We start from the raw sequence: 21,415 nt of genomic DNA on the forward strand, positions 1-21,415 counted from the left end.
GAAATATAAATTTCTTCAAAATACTATGCATGCATAGTAAATAATTTTTTATCTTAGCAAACAGTAAAACAATAAATATTAGCACATGAAAATATTAGTTTGTATCAGTAGTGTCCCAGATACTACGTCCAAAATTAATTTTACAGCAGACAAATCTGCTTTCGACAAAAACGGAATTCAGTGGGTGATCAATCCTTTAGATGAATTCGGCTTAACTAAAGCGATCAAATTGCAGGAATCAGCAGGAGCAACCGTTACGGTACTTAATGTTGGTGATGTAACCACCGAACCAGTGATCAGAAAATCATTAGCGATTGGTGCAAATGATGCGATCAGAATTAATATTGAACCAAAAGACAGTTTTTCTGTCGCCAAAGAAATCGCGAATGTCGCCCAAGCTGGTGGCTACGATCTGATCCTTTGTGGTAAAGAATCAATCGATTATAATGGTGGCTCTGTTCCAGGAATGGTTGCGCAATTATTAAATCAACCTTTTGTAAATGCTTGTGTAGGTTTAGAAGTAAATGGAGCTGAAGCTACTGCCGTTAGAGAAATCGAAGGTGGTAAAGAAACTATCTCAGTCAAACTTCCAGCGGTAATCGCAGGTCAAAAAGGAATGGTCGACGAGAAAGATTTAATTATCCCGAACATGCGTGGAATTATGTCTGCCAGATCAAAACCATTAACGGTGACTGAACCAATCAATAGCGAAGTAAAAGTAGATGCAGTTTCTTTTGATTCTGTTCCTGCCAGAGCTGCTGTGAAAATGATAACTCCAGACAACCTTGATGAATTGGTAAGATTACTTCACGAAGAAGCCAAAGTAATTTAATTCTAACCTTAAACAAAATCAAAATGGCAATATTCGTATATGCAGAAAATATAAACGGAATCTATAAAAAAGCAGCATTTGAGGCGGTTTCTTACGCCAAAGCAATCGCTGACAAAAATGGAGATACCGTTACCGCAATTTCCGTAAACCCAACAGATTCTTCCGACTTATTATATAAATATGGTGCAAACCAGGTTCTTAATATTAAAGATGAAGGTTTGAAAAGTTTCAGTGCAAAAGCTTATGCGCAAGCAGTAAGTGAAGTAGCAGATGGAAATATCATCGTATTCCCTCATACCACAGATGCTTCTTCAATTGCACCTATGTTGGCGATTATGAAGAATTATTCTTTAATCACCAATGCAATTGAAACTCCAGAAAGCATTACTCCTTTCCAAGTGAAAAGAAGAGCTTTTTCTGGCAAAGGAATGATGCACGCGAAAGCAGAAGCAGCCGGAGTTATCGTAACTGTTTCTCAAAATGCTTACGGCGTTAAAGAAAATGCAGTTGCAGGATCTGAAGAAGTGAAAAATTTATCAGTAGCTAACGAAGATACCAAAGTTCTTTCGCACGAACAGAGCTCTGGGAAATTAGATTTGAAAGAAGCTGAAATCGTTGTGTCTGCAGGTCGTGGAATGAAAGGTCCTGAAAACTGGGGAATGGTTGAAGATTTAGCGAACCTTTTAGGTGCTGCTACAGCTTGTTCAAAACCAGTTTCTGATATTGGATGGAGACCTCACGCTGAACACGTTGGGCAAACTGGTAAAGCAATCTCACCAAACCTGTACATCGCGATTGGGATTTCAGGTGCGATTCAGCATTTGGCTGGAGTGAATTCTTCTAAGACGATTGTGGTAATCAACAATGATCCAGAAGCTCCTTTCTTTAAATCTGCCGATTATGGAGTAGTAGGCGATGCCTTCCAGATTATTCCGGAATTAACTCAGAAAATTAAAGCTTTGAAAGGATAAGAATATCTTTCAGAACATCATATTAAACGCCGAATCACTTCGGCGTTTTTCGTTTTACAGTAATTCCTTACGAAAAGAAATCTTCAAAATTAATTACGGTCGTAATAAAATGACTAATTTTACTTATAGACCATTTTTAATGTAATAATTTTTGTTAATGGAAATGTTTATTTGGAACATGGCGATTTCGTTCCAGCTACTTTTTATAATTATTAGTAGCGTCATTTTCATATATCTTCGGGAGAAAAGTTTTAAATATTATGCTCTCTATAATATTTTCTTGATCATGTATCTATTGAGTCGATATGATTCTGTTTACTACGGATTTGAAAATCTCCTTGCTGGATTTATCGGTACAACCAACTCTAAAGTTTTTACGGAAATCCTCAATTTTTTCATTCAAGTCATCTTTTATAATTTGTATTCGATGTTTGCGCTGTACTTTCTTGATCTGGATAAGCGGGTCAAAAAGTATTTTAATAAAGTAGTTTTAACATTGAGAATTTTGGGCGTATTATTTTTTCTTTTCGCAGTCCTGTCTTATGTTTTGAAAAATTCTGACTTGTATATTCTACTATATACCTTTATTTATTTACCGGTGATGCTCTCCTTATTTTTGATTTCGGTAGTACAATCTGTAAATCGATCGGGTAAACACAAAGATTTTTTCCTTTTTGGAGTTACTTCTTATATTTGTTGTGCGCTTATAGCATTTACAGGTACCTTCATTCCGTCGTTGAATATTAAAAATCCTATTTCCTTTTTCTATGTTGGCATCATTATAGAAACCATCTTTTTCAGTCTCGGTTTAGCCTATAAAATAAAGATCATCAATGATGAAAAAAACCGTGTGCGAAATTTGATCACCATTCATAAACATGAGCAAGAGATCAGTAAATTAGAAGGTTTAATGGAAGGCGAAGAAAATGAAAGAAAGAGAATTGCAGAAGAACTTCACGATGGTATTGCTGGCGATTTACTGGCGATTAAATTTAATCTTTCCAATATCAATGTTTCCACGGAATCTCCTGTGAATGTTGGCGTTCTGAAAGAAGTTTCCCAAATTATTGATAATTCGTGTGTCCAAATTAGAGAAATTTCCCACAATCTTTCGCCTAGTTCGATCACCAATTTTGGCTTGTTGCAAACAGTAGAGAACTTATGTAAAAAGATGGAATCGGTTTATAAGATTAAAGTGAATTTTAATTTTTCAGGCGATGAAATCAACATTAATAAAAATGTAGAAACCCATATTTACAGAATTATTCAGGAACTGGTTAACAACGTAGTAAAACATTCACAAGCGTCGATAGCTGATGTGAGCATTAATTACAAAAAACCTCAAATTACAATTTCGGTTCAAGATAACGGAAGAGGATTTTCGGAGGAACAAACCTCCAATGGAATTGGTCTTAGCAATATCGATTCTAGAATACGATTTTTAAATGCGAAAATTAAAAAAGACAGCCATAAACAAGGTACTTTATTTACCATTTCAATTAATTTAGATGATATTTACAAAACATAGATGATATTTGGCATTTTTACAAAATATCTCCCTTAAAACCTTCTAAAACAAATCGCTTCTCTAAAAAATAATTTATATTTGTCGTATGGATTATAAAAAATTAACCATTCGCGGAATTTCCTATAGCCAAACGCAATCTGGCGCGTATGCCTTGCTTTTGGAACATGAAGACACTAATATTAAATTGCCAGTTGTAATTGGTAATTTCGAAGCACAATCTATTTCATTAGGTTTAGAAAAAGATATTCATCCACCGCGACCTCTTACGCATGACTTGTTTTCAAAATTTGTTCTAGCAACTCATTTTGAGATTACCTCTGTTATTATTTATCAAATCATCGACGGCGTATTTTTCTCGAACATCAATTTTAAAAATAAAACGACGGAAGAAGAATTAATCCTGGATGCAAGAACTTCTGATGCGGTTGCGATGGCGGTCCGTTTTGATGCACCGATTTATACTACTCAGCAAGTTTTAAATGAAGCTGGGATTTTATTGGAACTCGATGTACCTTCCAAGGAAATTGACATTACTGATGATATTGAAGTAGAAGGAAATTTATCGAGTCTTAGTAATGAAGATTTAACAAAATTGCTCGAAGACGCCGTGAAAGATGAAGACTTCGATGTTGCTTTAGAAATTCAGGAAGAAATAAAACGTAGAAAAAAGAAAATCGATTAATAATTTAAGAATATTATGAATTTAAAATTAAAACTTACCGTTCTGTCTTTCCTGCAGTTTTTTGTTTGGGGAGCTTGGTTAATTACGATAGGAGTTTACTGGTTCGGAACAAAACAATGGGGAGGTCAGGAATTCGGAAAAGTTTTTGCGACTTTAGGAATTGCTTCTCTTATCATGCCAGCTCTTACAGGAATTATTGCCGACAGATGGATGAATGCAGAACGACTGTTTGGTATTTTACATATTCTTTACGGGATCACCATGTTATTTTTGCCTTCGATCACAACGCCAGAAAATTTCTTTTGGGTGATGCTTTTGGCGATGATGTTCTATATGCCCACGATTTCTCTTTCCAATTCCATTGCTTATTATATCCTTAAAAATAACAATTACGATGTGGTGAAAGTGTTTCCACCAATTAGAGTTTGGGGAACAGTAGGTTTCATTGTTGCAATGTGGATGACCAATCTTACAGGAAATAAGGATTCTGGCGTGCAGTTTTATATCGCTGCTGTCGTCGCTTTGGTTTTAGGAGTTTATGCTTTCTTTTTACCTAAATGTCCACCTCAGAATTTAATTCCGGCGAATGCCACTTTATCAGAGAAGTTAGGGCTTAATGCGTTTTCTTTATTTAAAGATTACAAGATGGCTTTGTTCTTTTTGTTCTCCATGTTTTTAGGTGCAGCTTTGCAATTAACCAATATGTACGGCGATACTTATCTGTCAGATTTTGGTAAAATTCCTGAATATGCGAATAGTTTCGTCGTAGAGCGTTCCACTTTAATAATGTCAATTTCTCAAATTTCAGAGACTTTATTTATTCTGGCAATCCCTTTCTTTTTAAAGAAATATGGAATTAAAAATGTGATGCTTTTATCCATGTTTGCCTGGGTTTTACGTTTTGGATTTTTCGCTTACGGCGAACCACAAGGATTCGGTTTAGGATTGATCATTCTTTCTTGTATCGTTTACGGAATGGCCTTCGATTTCTTTAATATATCGGGATCGCTATTTGTAGAAACTACAACTGATTATAAAATCCGTTCTTCTGCGCAAGGTTTATTCATGATGATGACCAATGGTTTTGGTGCCATCGGAGGAAGTTTATTGAGTGGTTGGTTGATTCAACAATACTTTACCTTAGAAAACGGTGATAAAATGTGGCATGAAATCTGGCTCGTTTTTGCAGGTTATGCGTTAGTAATTACCGTATTATTTGCGGTGATGTTTAAGCATAAGCACGATCCAGAAGTTGTAGCTGACTTATAAAATTCATTTTCAATATAACAAAACACACTTTTTTCAGAGTGTGTTTTTTTTTGTAATTTGGCGTACTTTAAAAAATATAAAATCTACATAATGAAAGAAGTATTTATCGTATCAGCAGTTAGAACGCCAATGGGAAGTTTTTTAGGAAGCTTGGCAACAGTTCCAGCTACAAAGTTAGGTTCCACTGCAATCAAAGGTGCGTTAGACAAAATAAATCTAGACCCGAAACATGTTCAGGAAGTTTACATGGGAAATGTATTGCAAGCAGGAGAAGGTCAGGCACCAGCGCGTCAGGCAGCAATGGGTGCAGGATTATCTGATCATACGCCAGCAACTACTATTAATAAAGTGTGTGCTTCTGGAATGAAAGCAGTGATGATGGCTGCACAATCCATTAAAGCAGGAGATCAGGATGTTATCGTAGCGGGTGGAATGGAAAATATGTCTTCCGTTCCTCACTATTATAATGCAAGAAATGCTACCAAATTAGGCGATGTTAAAATGCAGGACGGAATGGTTCTCGACGGTTTAACAGATGTTTACAATAAAGTTCACATGGGAGTTTGTGCCGAAAAATGTGCAGCCGAATATGGTTTAACCAGAGAAGATCAAGATAATTTTGCGATCGAATCGTACAAGCGTTCGGCAAAAGCCTGGAGCGAAGGTAAATTTAAAGATGAAGTTGTTTCTGTTGAAATTCCACAAAGAAAAGGAGATCCAGTTATTTTTTCCGAAGATGAAGAATATAAATCAGTGAACTTCGATAGAATCGGAACTTTGCCAACTGTCTTCCAAAGAGAAAATGGAACGGTAACTGCTGCAAATGCTTCTACTTTAAATGATGGAGCCTCTGCTTTAATTTTAATGTCGAAAGAAAAAATGGAAGAGTTAGGATTGAAACCTTTAGCGAAAATCGTAGGTTATGCTGATGCTTCTCATGAGCCGGAATGGTTTACAACTGCACCTTCAAAAGCACTTCCTATCGCTTTGAAAAAAGCCAACTTAGAGATTTCTGATATCGACTTTTTTGAGTTTAATGAAGCTTTCGCTGTAGTTGGTTTAGCGAATAACAAAATTTTAGGATTAGACAGTTCTAAAGTGAACGTGAACGGTGGAGCAGTTTCCTTAGGTCATCCACTTGGCAGTTCAGGTTCAAGAATCATTGTTTCATTAATAAATATTTTGAAACAAAACAACGGTAAGTACGGTGCAGCAGCGATTTGCAACGGTGGAGGTGGCGCTTCAGCAATCGTTATTGAGAATCTATAAAATATTTAAAGCCTTTTAAATCAATCCATTAGGAATAACTAGTGATTTTTTCAGTAGATTCTTAATGGATTTGTTATTTTTGTTCAATTAATTACTTCAAAATGTCGGAAAACTTATCTGCGCAACCTCAAAATATTAAAAATAATCCCAAAACGATGAAAGCCTGGGCTTTGTATGATTGGGCCAATTCTGTTTATTCTTTGGTTATTACGTCAACCATTTTTCCGATTTATTATACGAATCTAACGACTTCTCACACCGAAAGAGTCTTTATAGAAAGTTCGGGTTTGTGGCGAGATGTGCCGGTGCCTCACATGATCAATATATTTGGCACTGCTTATGAACCGGCTGCCATCTTTAGTTTTTCACTCACGATCTCCTTTTTAATTGTCGTCATCATCTCACCAATATTGTCTTCATTGGCAGATACGATCGGTAACAAAAAATCATTTTTACAATTCTTCTGCTATTTGGGAGCGACCTCTTGTATGGGATTAGCGATGTTTACAGGGATGCAGAATGTATTTCTGGGCTTGCTGTTCAGTATTACTGCAAGTGTTGGATTTTGGGGAAGTTTGGTATTTTATAATTCTTTTTTACCAGACATTGCGACGCCTGATAAGCATGATGCATTGTCCGCTAAAGGATATGTCTACGGCTACATTGGATCCGTTATATTATTAATTATTTGCTTGTTATTAATTAAGTTCATCGCCAATACTCCAGAAGAAACCAAGACCTACACCAGAATTACCTTTTTGATAACGGGAGCGTGGTGGTTCGGCTTTTCACAGTATTCATTTAAAAACCTTCCTCAGTTTGGTTTAATTAAAGATAAATTACCAAAAGATCTCGTGCTGTTGAATTATAAAAATATCTTTAAAATTCATGAAGAGCAAGGTGGTTTCTTTGTCGTTTTAAAAGATAATATTGCCTTTTACGTCGATGTGGCCAAAGAAAGTTTCCGGGAATTATTTAAAGTGGGTAGCGAATTATTTAAGAATAGAAATTTAAAGTTTTTTCTGTCCTCTTTTTTCTTTTATAGTATCGGAATGCAAACGATCTTTTTGATGGCAACTTTATTCGGAACCTCAGAAATTTTCACTAAAGAAGAAGACCAGTATAAATTGATCATCACCATTTTGGTAATCCAGATCGTGGCTATTTTTGGAGCGTTAGCATTTTCAAGGTTATCCAGGTCAATCGGCAATAAAAACGTGATCAGTATCGCGGTCTTTATTTGGATCATTTGTTGTCTGTCTGCTTTCTTTTTAAATAAAGAAAACCCCAATGTTGAAAAGCAGTTCTATGTTTTGGCAGCTTTTATAGGTTTGGTGATGGGTGGCTTACAGGCGATGTCAAGATCAACTTACTCAAAATTATTACCGGAAGATTCGATGGATAATACCACGTATTTTAGTTTTTATGACGTTCTCGAAAAATTGGCGATCATCTTTGGATCTTTAATCTTTGGTATTGTAATTCAGAAATTTCACAATATGCGTTTCGCTTTTGTTTTGATGTCTGTTTTCTTTGCGGTTGGATTGGTTTTAATCCGTTTTTTAAAAGCCAAGAATATCGATGCTAAGTAAAATGCTAATTCGGAAGATTGGTATAAATTGATGATTAATAACTGGTTTATCATTAAAAATGATTAAATTTGCAGTTAATAATCCCTGGATTATCTAAAATTATGACCAACCCTTTATTTTACGCAAAGATCCTCTTGTTCGGCGAATACGGTATTATCGAAGATTCGCAGGGACTAACTTTGCCTTATAGTTTTTATAAAGGAACCTTAAAATTTTCAGGTTTAGAAAGTGATTTTGAAAAAAAATCAAATGATTCGCTTTTAAAATATTCTGAATATTTAAAAGATTTACAACTTCCCGAAACTTTTCAACTCAATATTTCTAAGTTCAAAAAAGACATCAAAAAAGGACTATTCTTTGACTCGAATATTCCGCAAGGATATGGAGTAGGTAGCTCTGGTGCTTTGGTTGCGGCTATTTTTGAAAAATATTCATTAAAAAGTTACGAACCAGAACAGGTTTCTAAAGATGAATTAAAAAATCTTCGTACAATTTTCGGTCAAATGGAAAGTTATTTCCACGGAAAGAGTTCAGGAATCGATCCTCTTATTTGCTATATGAATCTTCCGATTCTTATTGAAAGCAGAGACAGTGTGGATAAAGTTTCTGTGCCGGCAAGTCATGAGGGAAAAGGAGCGATTTTCTTAATCGATTCTGGGATGACGGGTGAAACTGGACCGATGGTTCAGATCTTCTTTGAAAAAATGAAAACCGAAGGTTTCCGTAAAACCATGAAAGAGGAGTTTATTCGTTACAACAACGCTTGCATCGATGCTTTCCTGAAAAAAGAAATGACACCGCTTTTTAGAAATTTAAAAAGTCTTTCTGTTTGGGCTTACGAACATTTCAAACCAATGATTCCTGAAAGTATTTACAAGGCCTGGAAAAAAGGTTTAGATACCAATGCTTATTACCTAAAACTCTGCGGAAGTGGAGGTGGCGGCTACATTCTAGGTTTCACCAAAGACTATTCTAAAGCTGAAAAAATGCTCGAAGGTTTCCACAAAGAAGTAATTTATAGGTTTTAGATCATCTGTTGAAGTAAAAAGCCACCAATCAAATTTATTTTAATTAAGCAGTTTGTGACTTTACGCTCCATGAAAAATCCCTTGTTTTACCGTTTTTCACAGTTCATCGCTTTTATCATGGGCGCGCGGGTTTTCGTGACTTTACTCCTCACTTTTGCTTTATACGTTTCTACTTTTTTTCTATTTAATCAAGAAGAAAGCCTCAGAAATTTTGTCTTCGATTTCAGAGTTCACGGGATTATATTTTGTACGATCCTTAGTATTTTGGCAGGTGGAATTATCAATCAGTTTTACGATCGTGAAAAAGATCAAATCACAAAGCCTTTTCGAACCAGAGTTCAAAATTTCTTGAAACAGAAGTATTTCCTCTACGCTTATATCGCCTTAAATATTTTTTCTCTCGGAATCGCTGGAATGATTTCAATAAGAGTGTTTTTCTTCTTTCTGATTTACCAATTTTTAATGTGGTTTTACAGTCATAAATTAAGTAAGTTGTTAATCATTAATAATTTAACTTTTGTAAGTCTATCATTGTATCCGTTTTTTGGGATGCTTTTTTACTATAAAACTTTCTCAGTACTCATTTTTTTAATGTCCATTTTTATTTATTTAATGCTTCTAATTATTGATGTTTTAAAAGATACTTTAACTAAAAATGCTGACAAAGTTTTTGGATATTTTACGATTCCCAATTATTTTAGTTCTACAATGTCACGTACTATTATTGTGATTCTTTTAATTCTAGCGCAGATTTGTTCGGGCTTAATTATTTGGAAAATGGGCTTAAACAGCATCATGAGTTATTATTTTGCTGCCAGTATTTTTGTCCAGATTATATCGGTATTCTTAGTTTTAAATAAAGCTCGATATTCAAAATTCGCAAATTTGAATATGCTTAGAAGCTGGATTTTCATTGGGATTATCTCAATGTTAGCCAACGGAATTCATCAACATTATTTCTTCTAAACGTTGTATTCTTTGGCTATCATTTCTTAACCATACCGCTTTTAACAATATTAAATTTTATTAAGATTTAACTTTTTAGAGCCTATCTTATTGTTTAGTCGCATTTAAACAAGCAAAAAATACCTTATCTTTGCAGATAAATTTTTCAGAACATGAGCAGAGACAGTAATGGTAATAAGAAGCCTCGCATCAGCAAAATTTCTAATTCAGGAAGTTCCCCAAAACCACGTGGAACAAAATCTGCTCGTCCGCGAACTGAAAAACCAGAAGAAAGAAAAGAGCCGAAAGAACCTAAAGCACCAAGAGAACCGAGATTAATGTCTCAGGCAGAAGCGAAATCTTACGAGAAAACTTTTGACAAGCCAGCTTCCCGAAAAATGGGAAAAAGAATCGGAAAGTCTTTTGATAACAGCAGCAAGTTTGTTAAAGGTCCAGCAAAATCCGGTGCCCCAAAACCATACAAAAAACCTTTTGTTCCAGTTGATGAAGCTGAAAAAACACGTTCTTTTGTTCAAAAAAGAAGGTTTGATAAATTAGCCAAAGAAACTCCAAAAGATTCAATACGTTTAAATAAATACATCGCCAATTCAGGAATTTGCTCTCGTAGAGAAGCAGATGATTTGATCACGCAAGGTTTGGTAGAAGTGAACGGAAAACCAGTGACAGAAATGGGTTACCAGGTTCAGAAAACCGACAGAGTGGTTTTCGACGGACAGGGAATTACGCCAGAAAAACCGGTTTATGTTTTATTGAATAAGCCAAAAGGATATATTTCTACAACCAAAGACGACAAGGCCAGAAAAACAGTTTTGGATCTGGTAGCGAATGCCTCACCTTACCGATTATTTCCAGTAGGAAGATTAGACCGCTCTACAACTGGAGTGATCTTGTTGACCAATGATGGTCACATGACGAAGAAATTAACGCATCCATCTTTTGCGATGAAGAAAATTTATCATGTTACTTTGGATCGTAAATTAGACAGAGCAGATCTAAACATGATTCAGGAAGGAATTCGTTTGGAAGAAGGTATTGCTGAAGTTGACAGTATTTCTTACATCGAAGGAAAACCAAAAAATGAAATCGGAATCGAATTGAGTATCGGTTGGAATAGAGTAGTGCGTCGTATCTTCACAAAATTAGGATATGAAGTTGAATTGCTTGACCGCGTATTGTTTGCCGGATTAACCAAGAAAAATATCAAACGTGGACACTGGAGGATTTTATCTGAATTAGAAGTGAACACTTTGAAAATGATCTAAATTTCTTTGATTCGAATTAAAGAATTTTAAAAATAGAAAACCCTTTTTGCTTTATGGCAGAAAGGGTTTTTACTTTATTGGAGCTAAGTTAAAAATTATATTTCACATTAAAACCAGTGAAGAAATAAGCTTTATTGGGTCCCGGATTTACGTCCGTAAAGACTGAAGGATCAAGATATTGATTGTCTTTGTCACTGTCGTTGATGCTGTTACCATAAAATAAGAAAGTGTAGTTAATTTGATTGGTCAAGTTATTTCCCGCCAAGAAAACATCAACATCAACTTTATTAAAACGGTGTTTATAGCCCAATTTAGAATTCAATAAACCAAAACTTCTGACCTCATTTTTATTCGCGAAATCAGTGTAAACACTTCCCAGATAATTATAAGTATTCTGCCAGTAGATTCCTATTTTAGTTTCAAAATCAATTCCCGCTGAAAGTTTATTTTTCGGAACGCCCACTACATTTTTACCATCATAATTCATGACTGCTGCCGGTTGACCCGCTTCTTGCAAATAGGTGCTGAATTGAGAATATTTAAAATCATTATACGTATAACTTACAAAAGGCTGAATTTTGGACAGGAAAGAATTTTTAAGTCTGTAAACATAACCAACGCTCATTTCTAAACCTTTATTTTCTTGGTTTCCGGTGTTTGCCCAATAGGAATATGGCGTGTTTTCAGCATTGTTAATGGTTCCTCGCAATTGGCTCAACTTGTCTTTGATCCCAATGCTGAAGACCGAAAACTGGTAATCGATGGAAGTGTCCGCCAGCAATCCTTGAATGCTGAAATCCCACATTTTCGCTTTCTCTGCGATCAAATTGTCGCTGGTTTGATTAAGTCCAGAAATAAATGAAGTTGCCGAAGTTGGTGCATTGTATCCCTCACTATAACTTAAATTCAAAATTTGATTGTTCCAGGTTTTTTGAACTGCGAAATGCGGAGTTGCTACCAAATCGAATTTCTTTGCGAACGACAGATTTTTGTTATAAAGATCTTTACCATTAACGACAAATAGTCCTGGAAGCGCAAATAGATCATCTCTCGTGTAACTGATCTGATTTAAACTAAGTCCTGCCAAAAACATCAAATCCCATGGTTTATATGTAAGCTTTTCAACAACAAAATAATTGGATTGGTTATTTAAATATTTGAAATAAGAACCTTCATATATCGGTCGTAGAATCGGTGCTTCGGTAATTTTTACACTTTTGAAACGGTAGTTAGAAATCAACGATCGCGATTGCTGAATCTCTAAACCAAATTCTGTTTGACTTTTGAAATCATTAAATTCTGTAGTGAAATTAAAAACTGATCGGAAACCGTAGTTCGGAGCAGAATAAGTTTCAGAAGCTCCTGCCGCAACTCTGTCGCTCGTTGTTCCGCTGTAAAATACCGTTGTACTGTTTTTAAAGTTTTTGCTAATATCCCAAATATGTCCGACACCAACTCTGGAAGTTACAAATTTTGTTTTTGCTCCTCGTCTGATGTAGGAAAAGTTTCCGTTATCAATCCCGTTGTAATAATCATCATATGAAATCTGTCCCGAAACCTGTTCCAATGAATTCCCGTGGGAAGCGAGTAAAGTTATTTTCTGTTTCGTATTCAGTTTAAACTCTCCATTGATCGTATAAAAATTCTTGATGCTTTTTCCATGCGGTCGGTATCCATCGCTACCGATGTGGCTATAATTGGCGGTAATAGAGTGGTTGTCACCAGTATTGGTTACAGAGGTAGAAGATTGAAATAAGCCGAATGATCCAGTATTAAACTGTTCTGAAACAGAAGTTCCTTTTTTGTTTTCCGGTCTGATATACAGCCGAACTGCACCGCCAGAACCGCCACCATATAAAGTCGCAGCTGGACCTTTTATCACCTCAATATGATTGATAAGACCAAAATTGATATCATCCAAAATCGTGACGCCATCTGCACCTGTCAGTGGAATATTGTTCAGATAAATTTTAATTCCCCAGTTGTTGAATTTCTGGTCATTCCCGTAACCGCGTAAGATAATCCTTTGGCCACCAAGCTGCGTCCTTTTTTCGACCTGAACTCCAGCCATGGTATTGAGACTTTGTTCCAGGAAAGCAGGATTGTTTCTATTGATTTCGTACTCAGAAATGATCTCCGTAGACTGGGCATGTCTTTTAAATTCTTCCCGTTCTTTTGAAACTTTTACCCGGGCATGAATTTCTACTTCTTCGATATTTTTTATATTCTCTTGCGCATTAGCCATACCAGTTGAAAACAGAAGAATTAAAAGTGTACGGTTTCTTTTCATAAAAAATTTAGTGTTGCATAAAATAGAAAAAGGTAAGGATATTCCTTACCTTTTATTTTAGTTAAAATTGAATTACTTTCTAATGATTACTGACGAATAGATCATGGTTCCACTTTGGGAAGCTTTTAAAACATAAGTTCCTTTTGGTAAACTTTCGATACTGAATTCTTCATCTGATTTAACATTCTTTTTAGTAAGTACTAATTTCCCACTCGTATCAAATAGTTCTACATCTGCTGCTTTACCATTTTTTCCCTCAAACTTAATATGAATCGGACCTCTTGTAGGATTTGGATATACCTGCGTACTAAGAAGGTTATGTTGAGCGTTTCCTGTTGCTAAACCATCGTCATCTATTTTAGTGGTAAACGCTCCTCGTCCATAAGTCACGGCTAAAATCGTTTTGTCAGATGGTCTGTAATCGAAATGATTTACTTTAAATTTTCCTAAACCGTTAGAATACAAAGCCCACGTCGGCGTTGCAGACTGGAAGTTTGCCGTTCCCCAAACTCCGAAATAAGTTCCAAGAATTACTTCGTTATTATCTTCCGGATTCATGAATATCGCTTTAACCGGAATGTCGGGAAGATTTCCTTCTTTTGAAATCCACGTAGATCCAGCATCAGTACTGTAAAACACACTCGTTTTATTAAAATTGGATACCGTGACCATTATTTCACTTTCCGAAATTCCTAATTTAACATCAGAAATATAGCCTCCAAAATTAAAACTGTATAAAGAGACAGCTGGTGTTGTATCAGCATTCTTTACTTTGTATAATTTCCCTGAAGAAAGACCAATAAAAAGAGTAGAGCTTGTAGTATTATACGGTAACACTAAAATATCAGATATATTTTCACCGGCGGCAACTGAGGCAATGGAAAGCTGACTTCTTGTTGGCGCAAAAGGTAATGTTGATAAACCTGTAATTCTATTTAAAGTTACGGAAGTACTGTTAGCTGAAGCATTGGTGTAAGCAATATCCAGGTTTCTATCGACCGCCAACGGATTAATGAACTGTCCTGCATCTCTTTGTGCTTTGGTAGAAAGCAGGTAGTAACTTCCTTGTGCATTGAATATAATGTGGTAATTGTACACATACGAAGCAATCAAATACTTATCTTGATCATCAAATGCAGTATAAGCACCATCGCCGCCGTACACTTCAGAGTTAGCATAGAAATTATTAGCTAAAGCAACTCCTTCAAGCTGCTGTGTTCCGTTATCCTGGGCACCAAGAATCATCTGTTCATTCGAAAACGAAGCAGTTGGATTTAAGGTTCCGTGATAAAATTGCGTGATATTTAACTTTTTGTTTCGCACTCCAACAGCGCTGGTATTGGCCAGATTATTTTTGTTAGCGGTAAAAAAAATACCACCATCATTTCCCATGACAAATTGGTCAGGATTTTTAGGATTAAAAACAAGTGCGTGTTGATCTGCATGAACTAAAGAAATGCTGGTCGATCCCATCACATTATTATTAGACCATTTGGTATATTGAGTCCAGGTTGCGCCACCATCATTTGATTTGTAAGAATCGATTCCTCCTACATATACCTGTTCATCATTGGTTGGATCTGTTTCAAGAACCAAATCATAGAAAGCTTGTCCTCTGGTGAAATCATTATCAGGTTGTCCGGTGTCGATAGGATTTGGTAACGTAATACCTGAAGCTGCAACATTGGTTGAGATCCAAGTGGTGCCACCATCGATGGTCTTTGCCATTCTTATAGGCTCTGAGGTATTCGCTCCCTGCATCAATGCGTAAGCTTTTAAAGGATTTGTCGCAGAAACTTCAACCATTACTCTTGAACCCGGGTTGCCAACATCATACACATTTGTAAAAGAGACTCCGTTGTTGGTTGATTTAAAAATTTTGCCACCAGACGTTGTTCCACCATAAAGACTTCTTCTTCTTCTTGTTGCGACCCAAATTGCATTATCGGCGCCAACTTCAATATCCTGAATGTCATAACCCCGAGGGCCAGCTAACAAGCTATTTAATAAAGTAAAGTTAGTTCCATCTGTAGATTTATATAAACCAGATTGGTCTAAACCTGCAAAATTAGCTGCATCGGCAAAATAGGATCCTGCAACTCCAGCATAAACTTCAGAAACTCTGTTATTATTGACAACTTTTATAGATGGGACATTATAGTTTCCTCTTTTTACGCCGTTTCCAGCATATCCATTTTCAAAAGCAAATATCTGGTTCCAGGTACTTCCTCCATCGATGGTTTTCCAAATGCCTAAGCCGCTGAAGTCACTTGTTTCTACCTCGCCTGTACCGACATAAAAAATCTGAGAATTATTGTGATCAGAGGTTATGCATGAAACAGTTGTGTTGGACCAGAATGCATCGACTAAAGTCCACTCTGTGTTAGCATCCGTGATATCATTATTAAACCATAATCCACCAGAAACTCCTCCTGCCCAAACTTTTTTACCCGTAGTATCGTTCGGATCAAACATTATCGCTCTCACTCTTCCGGCTACGGAATAAGGACCTCTTTCAGCCCATTGCTTTGTAATGCCATCTTTATTGGCAGGCCCTTTAACACCGCTAAAGATTTTTAAATCCTTCTGTGGTAAAAATTTTCCTGCTTTTACATCTTGTTCCAGATTAACATAATTTTGATTGCTTACGGTTCCTGTTTCAGGATCCATGGTGGCAATATAATCATGCACGTAATATTCGTCGGGGGTTTTTGATGATTGGCTTTTGCATACTCAACACGCTTTTGATAGTTGCTGACAATTTCTTTGATATGCTTCAGATACGTCTTATTAACCTGCGTATCTGTAGTGGTGCTGCTTTCTTTTACCTGTGCGTTCAGATATACTGACGCGATCGTAAAAGTGACCCCGAAAATTAATTTTAGATTCATAATAATGTTATTTAGTTTTATAACAAATATAAATCTATATGCGCAATAAATTGATTAATTAATAAATAAAAATCATATTTATATACATATTGATACTAGTTAAGGAAATTTTGTATACTAATTATTCGGGAACATCATCTGTTGGTATCGATTCTTCGTTATTTAAATTGTAAGTGAAAGTAATTCTTTGGGCTATTTCTTTTTTCTTTTTTAAATCTTCTGAAATCAAGAAAACTTCTTTTAGATTGAAGTCATTTCTATTGTTAACATTCTCGCCACTTGAAGTGATCGTTGGTTGCTGTTCCGGGAAATAAATTCCATTTAATTGAATTGTTCTACCAACATTCTTTTTCATTAAAATTATTTTTACATTTCCTACTAATAAATATTTTACCTGAAGCTGAGGATTTTCTTTAATCACAAGCTCAAGTTTTTCAGCTCGGGCTCCTTTTACGCCGCCATAACTGGTGCTATGAGAAGCCTTGATTGATTGGAAGTTTTGAGCAGCAACGCAGCTGCTTAAAAAAAATGACATCAATAGGTAATTAAAGATTTTCATGTCGGTATTTTTTTAATTAATTAAGAAATATACAAAAAGCTTCCCGACTTTTCTATAATTATTTTTAGTGGTAAGATAGATATGATTAAAAAATGAAAGATTTATCGTGGTTATAAGTTCTTGATTTAATGATAATTAAAGTCAGTTTTTGCAATCCCTTTATTATTTTATAACATTTACGAATAGCGTTCCGGATTGACATTTATTAGTATTCTGTCGCTAACTGGATTGGAGGGTTAGCTGCTTTATATTTTGTAGGAAAAGGGTGGTTTAAAAAAAATTTCGGTAAATATATCAAACAGATCGAATCTCTGATTCATGATTTAAAGTAACAAAACGTCCCGCAAATTGCGGGACGTTTTGTTAAATATTGTGGTAAAGTTTATTTTAATGCAGAATTGTTAAGTGTACTTAAAGCACTTTTCAACTCTTCATAGGTAAATCCATCTGCTTTTAAAGTCACCAGATACCGATTTTTCAAAACAGTCTGAATTTCGGAATTAATGTCTTCTCCATTTTTATATTCAGAAACAATAGATTTTGCACCATTGATTTCGGTGCTTTTTTCAAAACCAAATTCAGTCGTTTTTTCCTTGTTTACATTCAATCCCATCATCATAATGGAAACCATAGCACTGCCGGTTTCTCCGGCGCCATCAACGATTTCTACTTTAACGCGTCTGTTTTCATCATCTGCATATTTTGCTTCCGCAGTCGATAAATTCATCATGGCATTGTCACCGACGGAAAGTTCTTTCCTTTTTAAACCCAAAAGGATTTCTGGTAGAACGGCCTTTAGTTCATCATTCGTAAGAGGTGGAACATTCTTTAAGTTTTCGATGTTCTTTGTAACATCCTGCATGGAACTGCCCATTTTACCGTAAGTTTTTGCGGTAGAAACAAGATCAGATAAACCGCCTGTTTTTTCTTCTTTTACTTTTTCTTCTTTGGAACACGTGACCAGCATTAGAGCTGCGGCTGCAATCATTAGTTTTTTCATGGTTTGAGTTTTTAGTTTAAACAAAATTAAGAAATTTAATTTAAGCGTAAAGACTTGGTTTTTAATACAAAAACACTCCCCAAAAATGGAGAGTGTTGTAACTTTATAGGAGCAAAAGTGAGTTTAATTCACTACTTAAATTCCATCAATAATTGTATTCAAAGTTGATGACGGTCTCATTGCCGCATCGGTCTTCTCAGAGTTTGGATAGTAATAACCTCCGATATCCTGAGGTTTTCCTTGTGCGCCAATTAACTCTTCATTGATTTTTGCCTCATTCGTTTCCATTGCTTTGGCAACGGGAGTAAATAAAGCCGCCATCTCAGTGTTCTTGGTTTGTGCTGCTAAAGCTTCTGCCCAATACATTGCCAAATAGTAATGCGATCCTCTGTTGTCAATTGAACCAATTTTTCTCGCTGGTGATTTGTCATTCGCTAAGAATTTTTCGTTTGCAACATCCAACGCATCTGATAAAATCTGTGCTTTTTCATTATTCTGAGTTTGAGCCAAATGTTCTAAACTTGCTTGCAACGCCATAAATTCTCCTAAAGAATCCCAACGTAAATATCCTTCTTGAATAAATTGTTCGATATGTTTCGGCGCAGAACCTCCAGCTCCAGTTTCGAATAAGCCACCACCGTTCATCAATGGAACGATAGAAAGCATTTTCGCCGATGTTCCTAATTCTAAAATAGGGAAGAGGTCAGTTAAATAATCTCTCAACACATTTCCAGAAACTGAAATAGTATCTAAACCTTTTCTGATTCTTTCTAAAGTGAAAGTCATCGCATCTTCAATATTCATGATGCGGATGTCAAGACCTGTGGTATCGTAATCTTTCAAATATTTCTCCACTTTCTTGATCATTTCCCGATCATGCGCTCTTTGGTCGTCTAACCAGAAAACAGCAGGAGTATCAGATAATCTCGCTCTGTTCACTGCCAGTTTTACCCAATCCTGAATCGGTGCATCTTTCGCCTGACACATTCTGAAAACATCTCCTGTTTGAACGGATTGTTCCATGTATACATTTCCATCCGCATCCGACACTTTTACCGTTCCGTCTGCCGTAAGCTGGAAAGTTTTATCGTGAGAACCGTATTCTTCAGCTTTCTGAGCCATCAATCCAACATTAGGAACAGAACCCATTGTTCTTGGATCAAGGGCGCCATTTTTCTTCATGTCGTCAATTGCCGCTTGGTAGAAACCTGCATAACATCTGTCTGGAATCATGGCAACAGTATCTTCTTCATTTCCTTCTGCATTCCACATTTTACCGCCGCCTCTAATTAAAGCAGCCATAGAAGCATCTACAATAATATCAGATGAAACATGGAAATTGGTAATTCCTTTATCCGAATTAACCATCGCGATCCTTGGTCCGTTTTCGATCGCTTTAGCAATATCCGCTTTAATTTCTGCTTCTTTTTCATTGCCAGAAATCTTTTCGAAAAGAGTCGCTAATCCGAAGTTCGGATTAATATCTAATTCTTTGAAAGTGTCTTTATATTTTGCGAAAACGTCTTTGAAATAAGTTTCTACAATGGCTCCAAAAATAATTGGATCAGAAACCTTCATCATCGTTGCTTTTAAGTGTCCAGAAAGAAGAACATTTGCTTCTTTTGCTTCTGCCATCGCATTAGCAACAAAATTCTTCAATGAAGAAAGATGCATCACAGAAGAGTCGATAATTTCTCCCGCTTTTAATGGTGAAAGTCCTTTCAGTTCTTTTATAGAATTATCATTTCCAAAGAATTCTATTTTATATTGAGCATCGTTTTCTAAAGTGATTGATTTTTCAGTACCGTAAAAATCTCCGTCGTTCATATTGGCTACAGTGGTTTTAGAATCTGCTGACCAATCGCCCATTCTGTGAGGATTTGTTTTTGCGTAATTCTTAACTGCTTTTGGTGCTCTACGGTCTGAGTTTCCTTCTCTAAGAACAGGATTTACAGCGCTGCCCAAAACTTTAGCATACGTATTTTTAATTTTTTCCTCTTCTGCATTTTTTGGCTCTGCCGGATAATTAGGTAAAGCGAAACCGTGCTTTTGCAATTCAGCAATAGCTTCATCTAATTGTGGAACGGAAGCTGAGATATTCGGAAGTTTGATAATATTTGCATCTGGAGTAGTTGCCAGTTGACCCAATTCGGCCAAGGCATCTTCTACTTTCTGATCGTCTTTCAGATATTCTGAGAAATTGGCTAAGATTCTTCCAGCAAGTGAAATGTCTTTTGGTACAATTTCGATGTCTGCACTTTTGGTAAACGCTTGTACAACAGGTAAAAAAGAATGAGTTGCCAGCATTGGCGCCTCGTCTGTCAGCGTATAGACGATTTTAGATTTTTCTGCCATTATATTTGATTTTTAATTTTAAAATTAATGAAGCACAAAAGTAGTGATTTTAAAAGAAATTTGGGACTGATAAACCTGATTTCTTGTCTCGCAAAAATGGTTAATCACGTTTTAAGATTGATATTCTTTTTATCTATCATGAGAATTTTTCTTTTACAATTTCATTTTTGCTGTAATGACGTAGTTTTGTTGCTTCAAATTAAAATATAAATTATGAATATCAAAAGAAGTATTTTCAGTATCTTATTATTAGTAGTGAGCTTTATGTTATCTGCTCAATATGTTGAGAAGTCAAGTTCACTCAATCAGGAAGGAGCTTTACGATTTGCTAAAGAAGCGAATGCCGAGGCTCAAAAATTAGACAAGAAAGTTTCAATAGCCGTTTTGAATAATTCTGGTGTTGTTTTGCTTTTATTAAAAGGTGATAATGTGGGACCTCACAATACAGAAGCGTCGCGCCGAAAAGCCTACACGTCATTTTCGACGAAGAATGCCTCATGGGATCTCATGAATAACGCTGCTAATAACAAAGATGCTCAAAACCTAAATACTTTACCAGAACTTTTATTGCTGGGTGGTGGAATGCCTATTTTTAAAGATGGCGACTTGGTTGGAAGTATTGGTATTTCAGGTGGTGGAAGCGGTGAAAATGATCACAATATTGCTAAGAAGACTGTTGAGAATTTAGGATTTAAAATTTCGAAATAAATTGATAAACAACAAATGAATCTAGACAGAAAGAAACATTGGGAAACCGTGTACGAAACTAAAAGCCCTGAACAAGTAAGTTGGACTCAAGAAATTCCAAAAACTTCTTTGGCTTTTATCAAGTCATTTGGATTAGCTAGATCTGCCAAGATTATTGACATCGGTGGTGGAGATAGCACGTTGGTTGATCATTTATTAAATGAAGGTTTTGAA

The 21,415-nt window shown here is 35.8% G+C and carries 17 protein-coding genes and 1 pseudogene; 12 read left to right on the plus strand and 6 right to left on the minus strand.

Annotated features, from left to right (window positions below; translation table 11 throughout):
- Positions 1-85 precede the first annotated feature (85 nt).
- The 10 genes from ACEYOS_RS06550 to ACEYOS_RS06595 all read left to right on the plus strand — a co-directional run bounded on the left by ACEYOS_RS06550 (position 86) and on the right by ACEYOS_RS06595 (position 11,399).
- Complete coding sequence (locus tag ACEYOS_RS06550) at positions 86-832, plus strand: electron transfer flavoprotein beta subunit/FixA family protein (RefSeq protein ID WP_373709765.1); 747 nt, start codon at positions 86-88, stop codon at positions 830-832.
- 23 nt (positions 833-855) lie between these two features.
- Complete coding sequence (locus tag ACEYOS_RS06555; RefSeq protein ID WP_373709764.1) at positions 856-1,803, plus strand: electron transfer flavoprotein subunit alpha/FixB family protein; 948 nt, start codon at positions 856-858, stop codon at positions 1,801-1,803.
- 157 nt (positions 1,804-1,960) lie between these two features.
- Positions 1,961-3,331: a 7TM diverse intracellular signaling domain-containing protein gene (locus ACEYOS_RS06560; protein WP_373709763.1), complete on the plus strand. Its 1,371-nt coding sequence runs from the start codon at positions 1,961-1,963 to the stop codon at positions 3,329-3,331.
- Between the two features lie 85 nt (positions 3,332-3,416).
- Positions 3,417-4,013 (plus strand): bifunctional nuclease family protein, encoded by a 597-nt coding sequence (locus ACEYOS_RS06565; RefSeq protein WP_373709762.1) that lies wholly within the window; start codon positions 3,417-3,419, stop codon positions 4,011-4,013.
- Positions 4,014-4,028: 15 nt separating this feature from the next.
- A complete protein-coding gene (locus tag ACEYOS_RS06570) occupies positions 4,029-5,282 on the plus strand; it encodes a nucleoside permease (RefSeq protein ID WP_373709761.1) in 1,254 nt (417 codons plus the stop codon).
- Positions 5,283-5,372: 90 nt separating this feature from the next.
- Entirely contained in the window at positions 5,373-6,551 is a 1,179-nt protein-coding gene (locus tag ACEYOS_RS06575) for an acetyl-CoA C-acyltransferase (RefSeq protein WP_373709760.1), read from the plus strand.
- Between the two features lie 101 nt (positions 6,552-6,652).
- Complete coding sequence (locus ACEYOS_RS06580; protein WP_373709759.1) at positions 6,653-8,143, plus strand: MFS transporter; 1,491 nt, start codon at positions 6,653-6,655, stop codon at positions 8,141-8,143.
- Between the two features lie 101 nt (positions 8,144-8,244).
- Entirely contained in the window at positions 8,245-9,171 is a 927-nt protein-coding gene (locus ACEYOS_RS06585; protein ID WP_373709799.1) for a mevalonate kinase, read from the plus strand.
- A gap of 69 nt (positions 9,172-9,240) precedes the next feature.
- A complete protein-coding gene (locus ACEYOS_RS06590; protein ID WP_373709758.1) occupies positions 9,241-10,137 on the plus strand; it encodes a UbiA family prenyltransferase in 897 nt (298 codons plus the stop codon).
- 377 nt (positions 10,138-10,514) lie between these two features.
- Positions 10,515-11,399, plus strand: coding sequence for a pseudouridine synthase (locus ACEYOS_RS06595; RefSeq protein ID WP_373707686.1), 885 nt, complete (start codon positions 10,515-10,517; stop codon positions 11,397-11,399).
- Positions 11,400-11,487: 88 nt separating this feature from the next.
- Here ACEYOS_RS06595 and ACEYOS_RS06600 read toward each other — a convergent pair whose 3' ends face one another.
- The 6 genes from ACEYOS_RS06600 to ACEYOS_RS06625 all read right to left on the minus strand — a co-directional run bounded on the left by ACEYOS_RS06600 (position 11,488) and on the right by ACEYOS_RS06625 (position 20,494).
- Positions 11,488-13,689, minus strand: a complete 2,202-nt coding sequence (locus tag ACEYOS_RS06600; protein ID WP_373707681.1) for a TonB-dependent receptor — start codon at positions 13,687-13,689, stop codon at positions 11,488-11,490.
- Positions 13,690-13,761: 72 nt separating this feature from the next.
- Positions 13,762-16,359: a T9SS type A sorting domain-containing protein gene (locus ACEYOS_RS06605; RefSeq protein ID WP_373707680.1), complete on the minus strand. Its 2,598-nt coding sequence runs from the start codon at positions 16,357-16,359 to the stop codon at positions 13,762-13,764.
- Entirely contained in the window at positions 16,335-16,580 is a 246-nt protein-coding gene (locus tag ACEYOS_RS06610) for a hypothetical protein (RefSeq protein WP_373707679.1), read from the minus strand. Before ACEYOS_RS06610 ends, ACEYOS_RS06605 begins: the two co-directional genes overlap by 25 nt.
- 121 nt (positions 16,581-16,701) lie before the next feature.
- Positions 16,702-17,115 (minus strand): hypothetical protein, encoded by a 414-nt coding sequence (locus ACEYOS_RS06615; protein WP_373707678.1) that lies wholly within the window; start codon positions 17,113-17,115, stop codon positions 16,702-16,704.
- Between the two features lie 406 nt (positions 17,116-17,521).
- Positions 17,522-18,139, minus strand: a complete 618-nt coding sequence (locus ACEYOS_RS06620; protein WP_373707677.1) for a hypothetical protein — start codon at positions 18,137-18,139, stop codon at positions 17,522-17,524.
- A 135-nt stretch (positions 18,140-18,274) separates the two neighbouring features.
- Positions 18,275-20,494: an NADP-dependent isocitrate dehydrogenase gene (locus ACEYOS_RS06625; protein ID WP_373707676.1), complete on the minus strand. Its 2,220-nt coding sequence runs from the start codon at positions 20,492-20,494 to the stop codon at positions 18,275-18,277.
- A gap of 264 nt (positions 20,495-20,758) precedes the next feature.
- Here ACEYOS_RS06625 and ACEYOS_RS06630 point away from each other — a divergent pair, with 264 nt between their 5' ends.
- Both ACEYOS_RS06630 and ACEYOS_RS06635 read left to right on the plus strand, forming a co-directional pair.
- Positions 20,759-21,202 (plus strand): heme-binding protein, encoded by a 444-nt coding sequence (locus ACEYOS_RS06630; protein ID WP_373707685.1) that lies wholly within the window; start codon positions 20,759-20,761, stop codon positions 21,200-21,202.
- A 15-nt stretch (positions 21,203-21,217) separates the two neighbouring features.
- Positions 21,218-21,415: pseudogene (locus ACEYOS_RS06635) on the plus strand (SAM-dependent methyltransferase); the annotation flags it as partial.

Origin of the sequence: Kaistella sp. (assembly GCF_041824135.1) — a bacterium.
Lineage (GTDB): Bacteria > Bacteroidota > Bacteroidia > Flavobacteriales > Weeksellaceae > Kaistella.